This window comes from Thermococcus pacificus (genome assembly GCF_002214485.1).
GTDB lineage: Archaea > Methanobacteriota_B > Thermococci > Thermococcales > Thermococcaceae > Thermococcus > Thermococcus pacificus.
The window spans coordinates 1,559,405-1,576,378 of record NZ_CP015102.1 but is presented as its reverse complement, the minus strand read 5'-3'; the positions used below and the strand labels follow the sequence as shown (position 1 = coordinate 1,576,378).

General features: G+C 52.3%; 11 protein-coding genes and 1 CRISPR repeat array. Of the genes, 4 read left to right on the top strand and 7 right to left on the bottom strand.

What is annotated here, in order from left to right; translation table 11 throughout:
- Nucleotide 1: 1 nt before the first annotated feature.
- Genes A3L08_RS08675 through A3L08_RS08665 form a run of 3 tightly spaced genes read right to left on the bottom strand, consistent with a single transcriptional unit; the run spans nucleotide 2 to nucleotide 5,433 of the window.
- Nucleotides 2–3,364 carry an McrB family protein gene (locus A3L08_RS08675; RefSeq protein ID WP_198362114.1) on the bottom strand — a complete coding sequence of 1,121 codons (3,363 nt, stop codon included), beginning with the start codon at nucleotides 3,362–3,364 and terminating at the stop codon, nucleotides 2–4.
- 3 nt (nucleotides 3,365–3,367) lie between these two features.
- Entirely contained in the window at nucleotides 3,368–4,921 is a 1,554-nt protein-coding gene (locus A3L08_RS08670) for a ribonuclease J (protein ID WP_088854629.1), read from the bottom strand.
- A gap of 44 nt (nucleotides 4,922–4,965) precedes the next feature.
- Nucleotides 4,966–5,433 carry an EVE domain-containing protein gene (locus tag A3L08_RS08665; protein WP_088854628.1) on the bottom strand — a complete coding sequence of 156 codons (468 nt, stop codon included), beginning with the start codon at nucleotides 5,431–5,433 and terminating at the stop codon, nucleotides 4,966–4,968.
- A 434-nt stretch (nucleotides 5,434–5,867) separates the two neighbouring features.
- On the opposite strand from A3L08_RS08665, the gene A3L08_RS08660 reads away from it, so the two are divergent.
- Entirely contained in the window at nucleotides 5,868–6,920 is a 1,053-nt protein-coding gene (locus A3L08_RS08660) for a M20/M25/M40 family metallo-hydrolase (protein WP_088854627.1), read from the top strand.
- Between the two features lie 6 nt (nucleotides 6,921–6,926).
- Here the strand turns inward: A3L08_RS08660 and A3L08_RS08655 are convergent, their stop codons facing one another.
- Nucleotides 6,927–9,713: a DEAD/DEAH box helicase gene (locus A3L08_RS08655; RefSeq protein WP_088854626.1), complete on the bottom strand. Its 2,787-nt coding sequence runs from the start codon at nucleotides 9,711–9,713 to the stop codon at nucleotides 6,927–6,929.
- Between the two features lie 82 nt (nucleotides 9,714–9,795).
- Here A3L08_RS08655 and A3L08_RS08650 point away from each other — a divergent pair, with 82 nt between their 5' ends.
- The gene (locus A3L08_RS08650; protein ID WP_088854625.1) at nucleotides 9,796–11,286 is read left to right on the top strand and encodes an MFS transporter; all 1,491 of its coding nucleotides are present in this window, start codon (nucleotides 9,796–9,798) and stop codon (nucleotides 11,284–11,286) included.
- Nucleotides 11,287–11,785: 499 nt separating this feature from the next.
- Nucleotides 11,786–12,079: direct repeats of the CRISPR family, unit length 29 nt; unit sequence GTTGCAATAAGACTCTAAGAGAATTGAAA.
- Here A3L08_RS08650 and A3L08_RS08645 read toward each other — a convergent pair.
- The 3 genes from A3L08_RS08645 to A3L08_RS08635 form a co-directional block, all read right to left on the bottom strand.
- Nucleotides 12,080–13,210: an iron-containing alcohol dehydrogenase gene (locus A3L08_RS08645; RefSeq protein ID WP_088854624.1), complete on the bottom strand. Its 1,131-nt coding sequence runs from the start codon at nucleotides 13,208–13,210 to the stop codon at nucleotides 12,080–12,082.
- Between the two features lie 36 nt (nucleotides 13,211–13,246).
- Nucleotides 13,247–14,452 (bottom strand): MFS transporter, encoded by a 1,206-nt coding sequence (locus tag A3L08_RS08640; protein WP_232461721.1) that lies wholly within the window; start codon nucleotides 14,450–14,452, stop codon nucleotides 13,247–13,249.
- Nucleotides 14,453–14,584: 132 nt separating this feature from the next.
- Nucleotides 14,585–14,782: a hypothetical protein gene (locus A3L08_RS08635; protein ID WP_088854622.1), complete on the bottom strand. Its 198-nt coding sequence runs from the start codon at nucleotides 14,780–14,782 to the stop codon at nucleotides 14,585–14,587.
- Nucleotides 14,783–15,143: 361 nt separating this feature from the next.
- Here A3L08_RS08635 and A3L08_RS08630 point away from each other — a divergent pair, with 361 nt between their 5' ends.
- Nucleotides 15,144–16,049, top strand: coding sequence for a pyridoxal-phosphate dependent enzyme (locus A3L08_RS08630; protein ID WP_335755224.1), 906 nt, complete (start codon nucleotides 15,144–15,146; stop codon nucleotides 16,047–16,049).
- A complete protein-coding gene (locus tag A3L08_RS08625) occupies nucleotides 15,958–16,959 on the top strand; it encodes a DUF1611 domain-containing protein (protein ID WP_088854621.1) in 1,002 nt (333 codons plus the stop codon). Before A3L08_RS08630 ends, A3L08_RS08625 begins: the two co-directional genes overlap by 92 nt.
- Nucleotides 16,960–16,974: the final 15 nt, after the last annotated feature.

The following is a 16,974-nucleotide window of genomic DNA, read 5'->3' as shown; positions in this document are numbered from 1 at the left end:
TTCACTCACGCTCGGCCTCGATGAGTGCCTTTAGCGCCTCGAGGAAGCTATCGTCTGTGAATTCGTCCTCGCTCTTCAGCTCAATTCCATCCTCAGAGCTCCTGATGAAAGAATTCTCGGAATTCTTTGACTTTAGCACTCTCTCGAGTTTTTCAGGAGAATCATAGAAGTACTCTTGGAGCAGCGGTAGTATCTCGTGGAACCAGATCATCTTCAGCTCTTTCAGGAACTCTTCTCTGCTGTTGAGGTGATCATTGAGCCGGAAGTAGTAACTGTGCCCGATCTGGTGGTCTCTATCGTATTCCCTTTTGATCCTTTTGTTCAGGGCTTTCAGGGCACTCACCGCAATACCTGCCAGAGGTTTCACCTCTTCGCTAGCGTTGTCTATTATGTGTTCATTGAGGACAGTGTAGTCCGGCATCATTTCAATGAAACCGAACCTTCTCCTGAGGGCAACGTCCATCAGGGCAATGCTCCGGTCAGAGGTGTTCATGGTCCCTATGATGTGGAGGTTGGGTGGGACTCCAAAGCGCTTCTTTGAATAGGGTAGGGTTGTCACCGTTTCGTTGTCCATGAACAACCGCTTGTCGGTCTCGAGAAGGGTTATCAGTTCACCGAATATCTTTGGGATATCGCCGCGGTTTATCTCGTCGATTATCAAGTAGAACTTCGGCATGCCCTCGGCTTCATTCTTTATCTTCCTCTTTATCCGCTCTATTTCGTCCTTGCTTAAACTTGGAAGTCCAGTGTTTTCCGTCCATTCTTTCTCGACTCCAGCCCAGGCTAAAAGGGCATTGTAGGCGTTTCTGGAAATCCTCTTGAACACTCCCTCCTCAACCTTGAACAGGAGTTCCTTCTTGCCAGTTTCGGGATCCTCGTACGTTTCAGGTTTTATCCCCTCCACAAAATCCTCATACGAGAAGGCTGGATGGAAGGTAACGAATTCGAAGGCTCTGAACTCTCTTTTTGTGCCTTCATCCAAGACACCGAGAGGTTTGAGGGTATCAAATCCGATCTTTGAGGCTATCCACTGCGCCTCTTCATGGGACAACGGGAATAATGTGCCCCTGAGCATCGTCCTTACGGCGGGTGAATCGCTTATTGGTTCCTCTCTTTTCATTTCTTCGTACGTCGGGCCGTTCACAAGTTTGATAATTTTGAATTTGGCTCCTTCCTCTGTCTTCCCGGTGCATCTCGCGATGGCGGTGATTCTCTTGTAAGGATGCGTTAGATAAACAAAAGCTATGTCTCCTTCTTCCACGTCCTCGAAAGCGTGGCGGAGTTTACCGGAAAATACCTCCTCAAGACCTTCCTTAATCTGGCTGGGGTCGTACTTTGCGGTACTCATAACGAGGAGGTAATATTTGATGTCTTCCCTTAGAGAGGAATCTTTTCCAAGGCGATGGATCCCATTAGGCACTTTGTGCCTGATGTATTTGCTCGCCAACCATGTTTTTCCGGTTCCCGGCGGACCGTAGAGGATGAGCTGGCCCTTTCTCGATAAGATACTATCGATTTTCTCTTCGATTTTTTTCATCATATTATCACCACTATCCAAACCCTCTAAAATCCGAACTAGGCCTGATGAACCCCTTACAAGATACTTGGGGGTAGGAGTGAATACCCCACCAACCTTCTCCAGCGGAACTGGGGGCTTAAACTCCTGGAAATCCTCGAGTTCAGTCACGTAAAGCTCTCTAGCTTTTCCCCATCTCTCCTGGGCAAACTTCTTGAACTTTTCGTCCCAGTTAACGTACTCCTTGAGTCGAGCAAGTGCTTCCTCCTTAGGTACCTTCCGGAATCCCTCTTTTACACGGGATTTTCCAATGAAGGTCTTTTTGTAGGGCTCCGGTCCGCTGTCAGTAATGTAATGATAGACAACATCCCCAGGTTTTATTTGGTATTTATTGGGGGTTATCAAGATCTTGCCAACGTACCCCTCCTCTGGAGGTCCAGAAATCTCGACCCAGTGTTGAACAGAGGAAATTTCAGAGTCTGCACGAGAGAGATAAAATGCGAGTTCAAGCATATCACTAATACCAATTTCATTCTTTATTTTCCACAGTGCCCCCAATATGACAAGGTACGTGCTGACGTTTGATCTGCTCCCAAAGAAAATATCCACGCCTATTTCTTGTCTTACAGGATACCCAAAAACCTGTCTGTTGGCAGGGATGAAAATGCTTGGATTCACAATGCATAACCAGCTACTGATCGTAGATAGCTTTGTGTGGGGTTTTTTCATTATGGACTCCAAACGTGGCCGTAGAGAAGTTACCTGTTCAAACTCGTTAATGGCGTTCCCGATGGCAAGAAGTTCTCTGAAGTCTTGTCTGTTAAGGAATTTGAGGGCACCCTCCTCACCAGCATTAACACTCCCCCAGACCCACAAAACAGTCTTACCAAATGCCCTGTTTATTTCTGAGATTGTTTTGTCTATCTCTCTGTAGTCTTCCTTTGTTATCTCTTTGTTGGAGAGGATTGTTTTTCTGACCTTTTCTATTTTCTCGTTGATTTCTTCTTTGATTGAGTTCCAGTCGTCTTGGTACTTCTCTTTGAGAGCAAGTACAATACCCTTCAGTTTCTTTTCTAAGACCTCATCTTCCCTCAGCACCATTGGCAAAACCTCCCTTAACGCTGGCAGAAACGTCTTGTAGAATTCCAGCATTGAAGTAACCAACCACTCTACTATTTCTTCCTCAGTATCGGCGGGGGATTCATACGTCTTATTTGCTGTAAACCAGGTAAATACTACTTTATCCTCCCGTACTACAGGGGCACCAACTCTTTTCCCAAGTTCATCTAAATCCACATATTCTACGAGCAGATCTGCAAGTTTTTTGTTTAACTCCCTCTGCTCCCTCGGGAATTCTAAGTGAAGCCCTACCATAAACTGAGCGCCTTCCTCCTCAGGCCGTGCCAGCCATTCAAAATGGACTAGTTTTGAACTCACGTTGAGTTCGGGAGGGAGTTTAAGTTGATAGTAAATAGTGTGACCCTTTTTGGAGAAATATCCTAACTGGTTTCTTGAAACGTTAAACCCTTCTTCAGAAGCCCGTTTGATAAACCCCTCACCGGCCTTGCTAAGGATCCTAATTCCAAGTTCCCATTCTTCCCTGCCGATGTTAAATCCGAGTCGTTTGAGGTAGTTTTTGGCCTCTATGGTCGTGAACTCATTTATTGAAATGTCAACACCGGCCACTTTGGCAGCCTTAAGCACTACATATTTGACTGGATATTTCTTTCCCTCCACTACAAGGAATGTGTTTTGTGCTTGGTGTTTTGGAGGTACCCCTTCACGATTTATTTCATCAATCGCTTTCAGCACGTGCTCTCTTGTTATCCCATCAGGAGGAATCGGCATAGCTTACACCTCAAAACTTTCTCCATCCTTCAGGAGAACGACTTTTTCACTCCATCTCTCTTCAAACCAATATGGGCTTTCCGTGTGCACTGGGATTAAAACGTCCGGGTCAATATCATTGATGACCTCTTCCAGCTCTTCCTTAGAGATGTGACCAGACGCATGGAGCCCCTTCTCAAAGGTGGGCTTTCCGTCGGCATCAACGCTGAACCCGTGAACCTCGAAACGGAAGTACTGGAGCCAGTTCCAGAGCCTCAGAAAGCTGAAGGTCTGCTCCTCCGTAAAAGCCTCGCTCGAGGAGTAGATGTAAACCCCTCCATCGGGCATTACATCCAGAAGGTGCGGCATGTCGTAGAACGAGAAGCAGAGGATGTAGTTTTCCTGTTCCCTACGAAGCTCTTCGGGTGTTATCCCGATCTCGGGGTAGTTTATGAAAACCCATTCCTCCCACTTCTCAACCTTTGCCTTGGAGTTCCTGTAAACTCTCAGACCTTTTAGGTGGTTCTGCCCGTCTATCAAGCCCAGAGCGTGGAGGAAGTATGCGTCCTTCGTGGTCACTACCAGCTGCCTGCCAGTTTCCTCGGCAATCCTCTTGAAGCTCTCTAGCCGCTCGAAGTTTCTAGCCGAGAAATCGGCCACTACAAGCCCTTTGGCATCATCCACGATGGCTTTTGCATTCTGATAAACTTCTTCTTCCGAAACGTTCACGTCATCTCCTCTTCCGGCCCTCGTGCCCTCGGTTATCAGAACCTGAGCGCTTTTCGCAGCCCTGATGAACTCCTTTGTTTTATCCGCGTTCTTTCCATGAAGACGGAAGTCTCCGGTGTACGCAACGCTAATGTCTCCCTCAACGATGTAAGCGATGGCGCCGAAGATTGAATGATCCACAGGATAAGCGCGGATTTCAAAACCGAGATCTTGGTCCTCAACTAGGGAAACGTTACTCCCCCGTATGTAGTTCACCCTGTTGGGGTTTTCTGCCAGTTCAACATTGGCCCTCCATGTGAGGAATGACATCCCCTCCTCCGGGAGCTTTTCGGTTAGAAAAATGTCTCTGCTGGCATAGTACTTTAGCTTCCTGTTGGCTTCGAGAACATAGGGGTTCGAGTCGCTGGGCTTCCTTAGAGCATAGTAAGACAACTCCATCCCCATGTGACTCCCCCGGCTTGTGTCCCTCAAAGCCTTGAGGATTATCATTGTGGTTGGAGAGCCAACGATCGGGACTTTCTCATCAAGGAACGCGATGTTTCCAACGTGATCAAGGTGGGCATGACTTATCAGAACTGCGCTGACAGACACCTTTGGGGATTGCCGGACCTCTTCCAAGATATCAGCCGGAATAAGGTCTCTCCGGTAAACGTTGAGCCTTGGTATCAGGCCGAGTCTCCAGAGGTCGTGTATTCCGCGGGAGGGCCTCTCGCTTATGAACTCTTCATAATAACGGGCATATTTTGCGAAGTTCATGCCAAAGTCCAAAAAGATGCCATTGTTGTCTTCTTCCAAGTGGATTTTTGAACCTCCAATGGTGGTGGCCCCATCATAGACGGTTATTTTCATGGCGGTTCCCTCGCCTGCGAGAAATAATCTAAAAAACAAAAGGGTCAAATCCCCTTTTCTAACATCGTTACGAGCTTCATCGGGGCGGATCTAAGATACATTGGAGTGGGTCTGAAGACTCCTTTTAGGATCTTCAGTGGGATTGGTGGGCTGAATCTCTGGAAATTCTCCAGTTCGACTATGTAAAATGTCTCATAGTCACCCCACCGGTTCTTCGCGAATTCTTCCCACCGGCTGTCCCAGTTCTCGCCTATTATTGACTGTACATAATCTAGCATTCCATCAAGGTCGTATTGTACCGCAGGTTCTTTGACCGTGGATTTCCCTATGAAGCTTCGTCTCACAGGCTCTGGGCCCTTTGAGGTTATGTAGTGGTAAACAATATCTCCTTTGGAAACCTTCTCCATGTTCTTCCAGTATCCCTTATCCGCGGGGGATACGAGAATCTTCCCGATGTAATCAATTGTGGGAGGTCCAGAAGTTTCGATCCAGTATTTAGCCAGGCTTCCCATTGGGCAACACCCTTGGTAATAACAACTAGAAGGTATTTAAATTTTGTCAGCTCTAGGAGAAATCTGCATAACATTGATTTTGAATTTCACGGCATACTATGGGGATACGAAGAGGAGGTGCTTTAACACTAGAAGATGAGTCTTGTCAGGCTATGCCACGTGAGCTTTTCCATAGATGAGCTCGATTAGCGATTATGGGAATTGTATTCCACAAAAATTACACACTTTAACCTTAAAAGCATAGGTATCGATTCAACAAAGTGGGCGATGACTCTACAAATGATAAATGAGAAGTCAATAAAAGTATGTATTTACAACCTGGTACTTAAATTTAAGTAGGTAAAATCTCACCGATAAGGAATCTCTTCATCGCCCTCTCAAATTATTCGGAGGGGTTTATAAACTCAACCGCGAAGAGTGATTAGGTGACCCAAATGAAGACCGAACGCGCGAAGGAGATACTCCTTCAGCTTTTGAGAATACCCTCCCCCTCTGGCAGAGAAGACAGGATAATGCTCCACATCATGGAGTTCCTCCACAGGCTCGATTACGACGTCCACATCGAGAGCGACGGCGAGATAATCGATCTAGTTGTAAACCCCGATGCCGACCTCTTCTACGAGGTTCACGTCGATACAATTCCAATCCGTGCAGAACCCTTCGTCAGGGGCAACATAATCTACGGAACCGGCTCGAGCGACATAAAGGGCGGCGCTGCCGCGATACTCCTTATGATGGAGAGCCTGAAGAAGGAAGGAAAAGACCTCAACGTTGGCGTTGTTTTCGTCAGCGACGAGGAGCTTGGGGGAAGAGGAAGTGCACTCTTCATGGAGCGTTACAGGCCAAAGATGGCCGTCGTTCTGGAGCCGACCGACTTAGAGGTTCATATCGCCCACGCGGGCAACATCGAGGCCTACTTCGAGGTCGACGGAAAAGAGGCCCACGGCGCCTGCCCTGAAAGCGGAGTAAACGCGATCGAGGAAACTTACAAGATGCTCGAGGAGATGAAGAAGCTCGAACCCTTCAAGCAGAAGGGCAAGTACTTCGACCCGCACATTGGAATACAGGAGCTCGTCTGCGAGAACCCCGTATATCTTATCCCGGCGCTCTGCAAAGGCCGTCTGGAGGCGCGCCTTCTCCCGGACCAGGAGGTGGAGGACATACTCGACCTTCTCGACCCCATCCTTGACGAGTACACGCTGAAGTACGAGTACACAGAGATATGGGACGGCTACGAGCTTGATGAGAGTGAGGAAATAGTCCAGCTTGCCAAAAAGGCGATGGAGAAGACGGAGGTAGACGAGTTCGGGGGAATGAGGAGCTGGACGGACGCGATAAACTTCATGTACAACGGGACGAAAACCATAGTCTTCGGCCCCGGCAACCTAGATATCTCTCACACGAAGAACGAGCACATAGACGTGAGGGACGTCGTTACCGCGAGCGAGTTCCTGAAGGTCCTCAACGACATCTACGGCGGCGGGTGAGAAAACTCACGATTCGCCGGCCTTTTCTCCCTCCTCTCCGTCCTTCTCTTTCCCCTCCACCCAGAACCTTCTCGTCCGTATAAACTCTCTCTCGCGCTCCATGAGGGCAACCAGAAGGGCATCTCCCCTGTACTGTGCCAGAAGCCTCGCGGCAGTATCCGGCCCGGTCCCGTAGCTTGCTAAAGCCAAAACCGCCTCGAAACCGTAGGAATCCACAAGGTCAGCTGCCTTGAGCAGCTTCCTGTAGACCCGCTCTTCCTTTCTCTCAAGCGGCTTTCCATGGCGCACTTTTTCCAAAACGGGCAGGAAATCTTCCGCATCAATGGGGTGAGCAACTGCCAGCATTTTGGAGCCACAGCGCGGGCACTCCCTATCCCTTATGCTCCTCAGCCTTGAAACCTTCGTCTTCGAGTGCCAGCCGCAGTTGGTGCAGACCAGGACCACCTCGTGGTCAAGCAGTCTGTTCCTAAACAGCTCAAGGATTTCGTCCCGCTCGAGCACGCCGGTGAGCAGGAACTCCCCGCCGACGGTCATGTTGAGCCTCGCCAGCGTCGAGGGTTCCCTTCTAAGCTCACTCTTTACCCTCATCGTGCCCCTCTTGAGCATCTCGAGGACGAGTTTTCCTTTGCTTACGTCCACCTTGTCGTGGTAGAGCTCGTTCAGCGTCTCCCTCTCGATAATGGTCCCCTCGAAGAGCCTCTCCACACGCCTTATCTTAGCATCTCTCCTCAATGCCCCAAAGCGCTTCGCGACGTTCAACATACGCCAGCGGTAGGCGTGAGAATCTCTCAGCGCCCTTGCCACGATGAACTCCAGGCTCTCTGGCTCCTGATAGAGATAACCCTTCACCTCCTCCGGGTTCAGCTGGAAGGGCGTTTTAAACACTACTGCGTGGGCCTGCGCGCGAACCGAGAAAACCCTCCCGTAGCGCAGGATTAAAAACGAGTGCACGAGCCTCCCAAGGGCTTCGTTCGCCCTGTTGCCAAAGTCCGCGTGGATTACCAGTGCTTTAGGCGTGCTCTCAACTACGATGTCCCTATCAGTTGAGAACGGCTCGCCCTTTATCTCCTCGAAGGCTCGTTTCAGCTCCTCCTCCCTGAACTCGACGCCCTCCAAAAGCTCCTTTGCCTTCCTGAAGTCAAAGGCCAGCTCCCTCTTCAGCCTGCCGACGGCGAGGGCGACCCCAAACGGTACGGGAATCATCTCCCCCTCCCAGCTCGGTATCGCACTCTCCATGCTCCTGCTCTCGCGGACCTTCAAAAGCCTCGCCTCATCGTCTATCGTGAGCACTATCCAGCTCCGCCCGTTCATGACGAACTCCATGCCCTCCTCCAAATCCATCACGAAGCTCTCGTCAAGCCTCCCGATGATGTGCCCGCCCCCAGCGTCGAAGACCCTCCAGGAGACCTCGTCCGGAATCGTTGAGAGGTTCTCGTAGTAGTACTGGAACGCTCCCCTCCTAAGGTAGAGCAGTCCCGTTTCCTCGTCGTAGCCCACCAGCCTCGCGTCCTCTAAGACCCTCAGAACGTCGAGGTAGTCCTCCCAGCTCAAATCCCTGTAAACGTATGCCCTCCTCGCTATCTCGTAGGGTCTCTCGCGCGGCAACCGCTTGTACTCTATGAGCAGTCCCACGATGAAGTGAGCGAGAACGTCAAGGCCGCCCATCGGCTCAACAGCCTCAAAGCGGCCCTCAAGGGCGTGCTTCGCTATGACTAAACTCTGAAGGTAGTCCTCGACGTTGGAGGTTATCACATAGGCCTCACTGACCTCCCCAATCCGGTGCTTCGCCCTCCCCGCGCGCTGAACCAACCGGTTCACCTGGCGCGGGCTCATGTACTGGATAACGACGTCAACGTCTCCAATGTCTATGCCGAGCTCCATCGATGAGGTACAGATTAAAGCCCGGATTTTCCCCTCTTTAAGGGCCCTCTCGGCCGCTATTCTCGCCTCCTTGGAAAGAGAGCCGTGGTGAACCTCAACAGGCTTCCCCCAGGCCTTAAGCCTGTGGGCTAAAATCTCGGCAAACTGCCTAGTGTTCGTGAATATGAGGGCTTTTCCATGCTTTTCCACAATCTCCCAGAGGAGCCTCAGACGCGCCGCTATCTCCGGCGAGAGGCTCAGCTTTCTTGCAAGCTCCTCATCCTCCTCGCTCGGCGACGGGTAGAGGACGTGGAAGCGGTAGTTCTTCTTCCAGGGCGGCTTTACTATGACGTCAGCTTTCAGCCACTCCCTTACTTCCTCTTCGTTGCCGACCGTTGCCGTCATTCCAATCCTCTTGAACTCTGCTATCTCAGCCAGCCTCTCAAGGTTGAGGAGAAGCTGGGCACCGCGTTTGTTGTCCACCAGCTCGGCTATTTCATCAACTATAACGAACTTAACATTCTCAAGGTGCTTCCTGAGTGATTTGACCGTCAGGATGACACCGAGGGTTTCGGGGGTTATGATGAGCATCTGAGGTGGGCTCTTCGTCTGCTTGGCCTTTCTGTACGCTGAAGTGTCGCCGTGCCTCACCTCGACGCTTATCCCGAGCTTCCGCCCCCACCACTCGAGCCTGTCAAGCAAATCCCTGTTCAAAGCCTTGAGCGGGGCAATGTAGAGGGCGGAAATCGGCTTAAGGCCCCTCTCAAGGATTTCGTTGAACACCGGAAGGACAGCGGCCTCCGTTTTGCCGGAACCGGTGGGGGCTATTATCAGAACGCTTTTTTCCGAGCTAACCTCTTTAAAAGCGTCCTGCTGGAGTCTGTTGAGCCTTCCGAAGCGCTCTTTAATGGCCTTCTTGAGGAGGAGGTGCATAATGTGAGCTTTATTGGTGAGTTTATAACCCTAACCGCTAAGCTTATAAACCAACCTATCGCCCGATATGTCGGTGATAAAGATGAATGCCACGAAGAACGCAGAGTATGATCTGGCCTACGCAAAAAAGGCGATGCTCGTGGTAGTCATCCTCCCGCTCCTCGTCATGTACACGGAAGCGATGCTCACACCGGCACTGCCGACGATCCAGAAGGAATTTGCCATAAACCCCAACGACGTAAGCTGGGTTCTTACCATCTACCTCCTCGTCGGAACGGTCAGCGTCGCCCTCTTCGGAAAGCTCGGCGACATGTACGGCAAGAAGAAGATGTTTCTGGTTGCGCTGGGATTCTACACGCTCGGCGTCATCCTCAACGGCTTCGCACCGAGCTTCCAGTGGCTCCTCGTGACGAGGGGAATACAAGGCTTTGGCATGGCCATCTTCCCGCTCGCTTTCTCCCTGGTTAGGGAGGAGTTCCCGCCGAAGATGGTGCCCCAGGTCCAGGGAATGATAAGCGCGATGTTTGCGGTGGGTATGGTCATAGCCCTACCGCTTGGAGCTTGGGTCACGCAGAACTGGGGCTGGCGCTGGACGTACCACTCGGCGGCGCCCTTCGCGGTGCTCATGTTCTTCATCGCCTGGAAGGTGCTCCGGGAGAGCCGCTACATTAACCCTGGAAAGGTTGACTGGGTAGGGGCACTGCTCCTGGCCTTTACTGTCGTCCCGGCGCTCGTCGGCGTTACGAGGGCACCTAATGTGGGATGGACGGCCAGGGAAACGCTTGTCCTCTTCGTTGTGGCCGTAGTCAGCGCCGTCCTCCTCGTCCTCTGGGAGAAGAGGGCCGAGAACCCGCTGATACCAATTGAAATAATCTCCGCAAGGAACCCAGCGATAGTCAACATCGGGATAATGTTCGCGGCCTTTGGCATCTCCATGATGAGCCAGGCAAACACCTACATCTTCCAGATGCCAGCTCCTTACGGTTTCGGGAAGACTATACTCCAGAGCGGCCTCCTAATGACGCCAATGGCACTCGTTATGCTCATCGTTGCCCCAATAGCCGGAAAGCTCCTGCCGAAGGTGGGCGCGAAGCCAATCGCCCTGACCGGGGCCCTCACAGCAAGCATCGGCCTGGGAATTCTGTCGAAGTACGCCCCCCAGCTACCGCCTGACCACCTCTGGGCGTTCGTTGGACTCATAACGCTCGTCGGGACGGGGATAACCCTCATGAACATCTCGCTCATCAACGTGCTGGTCTTCAGCGTCCCGCCGAGGGCCATGGGAGTAGCAACTGGAGCGAACAGCCTCTTCAGGAACTTCGGTTCCACGTGGGGGCCAGCCATCGCCGGCACCATCATGAGCACATACTATACGGTGTTCCACCCGCCAGGGGCCCCGGAGTGGGTTAAGATAAAGATCCCGACCACAAAGGCCTACGAGGTGCTCTTCGGGACCTCAGCGGCCATCTTCCTGCTCCTGGCCCTGCTGATTTTGGCCATCAGAGAGGTCATGAAGGGCGGAAGGATCCACGAAGTGGAAAACGAGGGGGAGAAAGAGGTAGTTGTGGAGTAGATGCAAGACCCCACTTATCCCTCAAAAGGCAGTGTCATGCTGTAACCTTTTCTTTTTCCAAGATCTCCCCTTTGGTTTCTGTTGTCCTAAATCCAGCGGTAGAGCGTTCCTTGGAAGGCTTTAGTAACTTCATGTTACTATCTGACAGCGAGTTACACGATTTGGAATAAGTTGTAACGAAATTTTTAGGGATTTTGAGCAGAGGGCGAAGGGGAGTTAAAACACCATCAAGCCTATGGAAATTGGGGCATTTTTGGATTAGGGGGTTTAACCCCCGTTTTAACTGGTTTGAGCTTCTCTTCTCCCTCTGGAAGTCTCGTGCACATAAAAATCCCTCCAAGAAAAGATCCTTACGGGTGGCGTTGCTCTCTGAATCCAGCCTTCTGGTGGTGGGAAATCCAGCTGTTTCTGAGTTTTTCTGAGACTCCTCTGAGAAAAAGCTTATAAGATTCGAGGGTTCTTATTGTCTTGTAGGGCGAATGGAGGAAAAAGCCGCCCTGTTGCAATAAGACTCTAAGAGAATTGAAAGAGAGATACTCAATCCCACCCTGAGCTTTACGCTTTCGTTGCAATAAGACTCTAAGAGAATTGAAAGATGTTCGATGGAATGGTCAGGCAGGCGGCGTGTGGCTGTTGCAATAAGACTCTAAGAGAATTGAAAGGGAGGGGCCTGGTACCTCTTGATTGGTGCAGTCACGGTTGCAATAAGACTCTAAGAGAATTGAAACATGAGGGCGGCCATGATGCCCCCGAGTGTGCTGTTCGTTGCAATAAGATTCTAAGGGGATTGAAACTAAAACGCCTTGAGATAAAGCTCCTTTATCTCCTCCGGCGTCGGCTCCACGGGGTTGAAGGCAATTAACCCGTCGCGGTAGGCTTTCTCCGCCATCTCGTCGAGCTTTGCCATAAAGGTCTCCTCGTCCACAAGGTCCCTCAGCCTTGGGACTCCGAGCATCTCGTTAAGCTCCCTGACAACCTCAATGAGGTCCTTGGCGGTCTTGAAGCCGAGCTCCCTCGCTATCTCGGCGTAGCGCTTCCGCGCGTACTCGCTTCTCTCGGCGTTGAACTCCATCACATAGGGGATGAATATTGCGTTCAGGAGACCGTGCGGCCCTATCCATGCCGCCTTGTGGCTCATAGCGTGGGCTAAACCTAGGCGCGCGTTAAGGAACGCTATTCCCGCCATCGTGGCCGCGTAGTGGACTCTGGCCCTCGCTTCCTCGTCGCCTTTGACCGAGAGCGGGAGCCACTTGTAGACGGCCTTTATCGCCTGGATTGCCATCGCGTCGCTGAAGGGGTTTGCAGCCTTCGTCGTGTAGGCCTCTATCCCGTGGACGAGAACATCAAGGCCTGAGTTCCTGGCAACCTCCCTCGGCATCGTTCTCGGAAGTCTGGGGTCGAGGATAGCCACTTCCGGCGTTATCTCCGGCGTCACGATGTTGTATTTGACGTCTCCCCTCTTCAGCACACTCGCCGCCGAAACTTCACTTCCAGCGCCGCTCGTCGAGGGTATCGCGATTAGCGGTGTCCTGAGTTTGGGAACAGGTTTGGGCTTTGAAAAGCGGTCTATGAAAGCAATCTCCTCAAACTTCACCTCGGGAGCATCGTAGAAGACCTTTAAAGCTTTAGCCGTGTCGATGACGCTCCCACCGCCGAGGGCCACCAGTAAATCCGGCTGGAACTCCTCCCTCAACTTGGGGAGCAGCTCTTCAACCGTCTCGACACTCGGCTCTGCGGGGAGGCCTGTAATCGATAAGACCTCCGCGCCGGCTTCCCTCACGTAGTCCTCAGCCTCGCTCAGGAAGCCGTGTCTCTTCATCGAGTTTGAGGCGAGTATGAGAACGCGCTCGTAGCCTCTGGCCTCTTCTGAGAGAGCCTTCAAACTCCCCTCCCCTTCGATAATCCGGGTTTTCAGCCAAAACATTGGGTACCACCGAGATAACGTTGCATGTGAGAGCTTTTAACGTTCGCGGAGGATTGGGACAAGGGCCAGGAACATCAGTGATGAAGCGAGGGCAAAGTCGGCGGTAAAGCCCAGCGCTTCGACCACAAATCCACTTATCAGGTTACCGATTATGGCTCCCAGAGAGCTGACGAGGTTGTAGGCACCTATTAGGGAGCCCTTCTTTTTCGGTGGCGCCCTGCGGGAGATTATTGAGGACGTCGAGACGCTTATGTAAGACCAGGTGTAGCCGGCTATGACGTAAGAGATAAATGCCAGAACGAAGAAAACGCTCGCCCTCACAAAAGTCGAGACCGCCAGCAGAAGGAACGCGACTCCCCTCAGGCCCAGCCCCTTCTTAAGCGCCCCGTAGCCACCCGTCTTCCTGAGTCTCAGCCCAACGCGGGTGTACATGTAGGCCGAAACTGCGGAGTTCGCAATGCTCATGATGTAAAGCTCCGTCGCGCCCAGTCCCCTGCTTTTCAGGAGAACCGGAAACTGGGTGAAGTACAGCATGGCCCCAATCCAGAAGAGAATTGTGGAAATGTAGAGCCTTCCAAAGCCCTCCGTGGAGAACCTTGGGAGGTGTGTTATCATGTTCGGCAGGTACCTGAACTTTTCGACGACGTAGCCGGTGTATATTCCAAGAACCCGCCTGTCAATGTGGAGGGGAACCTCCCGTATGGTTTTGAGCCCCCAGGGGAAGGATAACAGTCCGATGAGGCCCAGAACCACGAATATATCCCTCAAACTGAGGAACCTGGCCATCACCAGGCCGAGGACCATGCCCGCGACCCATGCCCAGCCGCCTATCTCGTTGAACCTTCCTATGGCGTAGTCCCAGTCTTCCAGGCGGAACGCCTTGGTTATTATGAGGATTGGTAGAGGTATCGTCGCCGCGATGAAGAATGTGTAGATCGCGTTTACCGCCATAACCTGGTGGACGCTCTTTGCGAGGGCGAAAAGGATGGAAGCTACCGCGGTGCCCAAAAACCCCGTCAGGAGAAAAACCTTCCTCCTGTTGAGTTTGTCGCTCAACTTACCCCAGAAGAGACCGCCCAGCATCGATGCGGTGCTGCCTATCGCGTTCACAGCACCAACATCCGTCGGGCCGCCGCCGAGGTTCATCGTGAGGAGCGGGATTAGAGGAGCGGCACCGCCGGTTGAGACTTTAAAGGGAATGAACGAATAGAACCACTTTCCAGGGTCCGGCCGGTGTTTCATCTGCCGCCCCTTTTCCAGGGTTTTAAGGGTTGTCCGTTTTCTCTTCTGTGGGCGGCCCTTCAAACCTTTTCACCCCGGGCGGGGAGGAAGAGGGGTTTAAAAAGTTTGAGGTTAAAAAAGAGGGGAGGACGTTCAGTCTTCGTCATCCCAGTCCTCGTCCCATTCTTCCTCTTCGTCCCAATCTCCGTTATCCCATTCCTCTTCTTCGTCCCACTCCTCTTCCTCATCCCAGTCCTCGTATGCCTCCTCAACGGCGTCGAGGGGCTCGAACTCTTCCTCTTCTTCCTCAACCTTCCTGGGCTGGACCTTCTTCTTGGGCGGGTAGTACATACCGACCACCTCCCCTGTGAGGGGCGTTCATTGAGCGTATAATGGGTTTAAAAACTTTTCTGCTCAAATTCGCGGCAATAACTCGGTTTCCTAACGATTTTAGGGGCTGAGACAAATGTTAGGCACGAATAACGGCCATACCTGGGAGAAAGATTTATATACCCTTGAGGAACTCCACTTGGCTTCCCTCAAAAAATGAAGGGAGTAAATTTAGTAGCACAAAAGAAAAGTGCCGCATAAGAGTGTTTGGGCGAAAACAAGTAATTTGGTGGCCGGAAATGGAGGCTGAAAAGAACTCCGATGATGACGGCGGCCCCCTCGTAAGGGCCCCTCTCCTCGAGGAGGCCCTGGGGTTGAGGGAATCTACATAGACTACGAAGGAAGAAACCCAACGGGAACCCACAAGGACAGAATTGCCAGAGCCCACGTGGAAAAAGCCCTTGAGGAAGGCTATTCTGCCATCACCGTGGGCACCTGCGGAAACTACGGCGTTTCCATTGCTTACTACGCACGGCTCTACGGTCTGAAGGCTTTCGTTTTTGTGCCGGCTGGCTACACCTTAGAAAGGACCGGCGAGATGAAAGCCCTCGGCGCGGAGGTGATCCCCTGGCCGGGGACGTACGAGGAGGTTGTTGCGGAGAGCAGACGCTTTGCCCTTGCAAACGGTATCTACGACGCAAATCCCAGAAGTCATCCGGAAGTGGACTATGCCGGATATTCCTCGATAGCAGAGGCGATACTGCGCGAAGTGGAGCCGGATGCGGTGTTCGTCCCGGTTGGGAACGGCACCACTCTGGCAGGAATCTGGCACGGCTTCCGCGGGAAGGCTAAGCCGAGGATGGTGGGCGTCACAACAGCCTTTGGCAACCAGCTCCTCTGGGAGTTCTACGGCGACCCAAGGAGGGAGATAGCGGAGACGCCAGTCAACGAGCCCCTTGTCTCTGAGATATCCTTCGACCTCGATGAGGCAATGAGGGCCGTAAAAGAGTCCAATGGCTACGTCTTCGGCTTCGCAGATGATACTGCCCTGAGATGCGCCGAGCTGCTTCGCGTTACGACGGGCCTTTCGGTTTTGCCGGCCTCGGCCTTAACGGTTGCCGGTCTGATCAAGTTCGTTAGGAAGTTTGGAGTTAGGGAAGGAAACTTCGTGCTGGTGTTAACCGGAGGTGTCCACGGTGGAGAAGGCTTTGGTGCTTACGGAGGGGCGCTATCTTACTACGGATGGAAAAACGGCGCACGGGCTCGTGCGGTACTCGGGAAAATATAAGATAGCCGGCCTGATAGATTCAACTTTAGCGGGAAGGGACGCGGGAGAGGTGCTCGACGGTATAAAGAGGGGCATCCCCATATACGGAACAATCGAGGAGGCCCTCAAGGAGAACCCGGATGCAAAGTGGCTTATCATTGGCGTCGCCACACCAGGCGGTGTTCTTCCCCCGAGCTACAAGAGGATAGTTGCGAAAGCAATAAAAGCGGGCCTTGGAGTTATCAGTGGTCTTCACCACTTCCTCAGCGACGACCCCTACCTGAAGCGCCTCGCAAGGCAGAGCGGAGTCGAGATAATCGACGTCAGGAAGATATTCTACAACTACCGCGTTCCCTTTACCGGGAAGATAGAGGACGTCAAGGCCACCAAAGTAGCGGTTCTTGGAACAGATGCGGCCATAGGAAAGAGGACCACCGCGATAATGCTCCACGAGGCGTTTAAGGCCCTCGGCCTGAAGAGCGAGTTCATAGCGATGGGGCAAACGGGATGGATGCAGGGATTCAAGTACTGCATAGTCATGGACTCCATCATCAACGACTTCATTGCTGGTGCGATAGAAGACGTCTTCTACCGTGCCTGGGCAGAGGAGAGGCCGGACGTTATAGTTACACACGGCGAGGGCTCGCTCCTCCACCCGGCCTTTCCGGGCGGTTTCGAGCTGATAGGCGTTGCCAGGCCCGACTTCATCGTCCTCCAGCATGCGCCGGGAAGATTGACCTTCGACGACTTCCCCCAGTACAGGATTCCACCGCTTGAGAACTACATAAGGATGATCCTCTCAGGGAAGCCGCCGATAGCTATCACTATAAACACCCAGAACCTCACGAGGGAGGAAGCCCTCGAATGGGCAGAGCGGATAGAGAGCGAGACCGGGATCATGACGCGCGTCCCGTTCTATCAGGGAGTCTAGGATATAGCCAGGCTG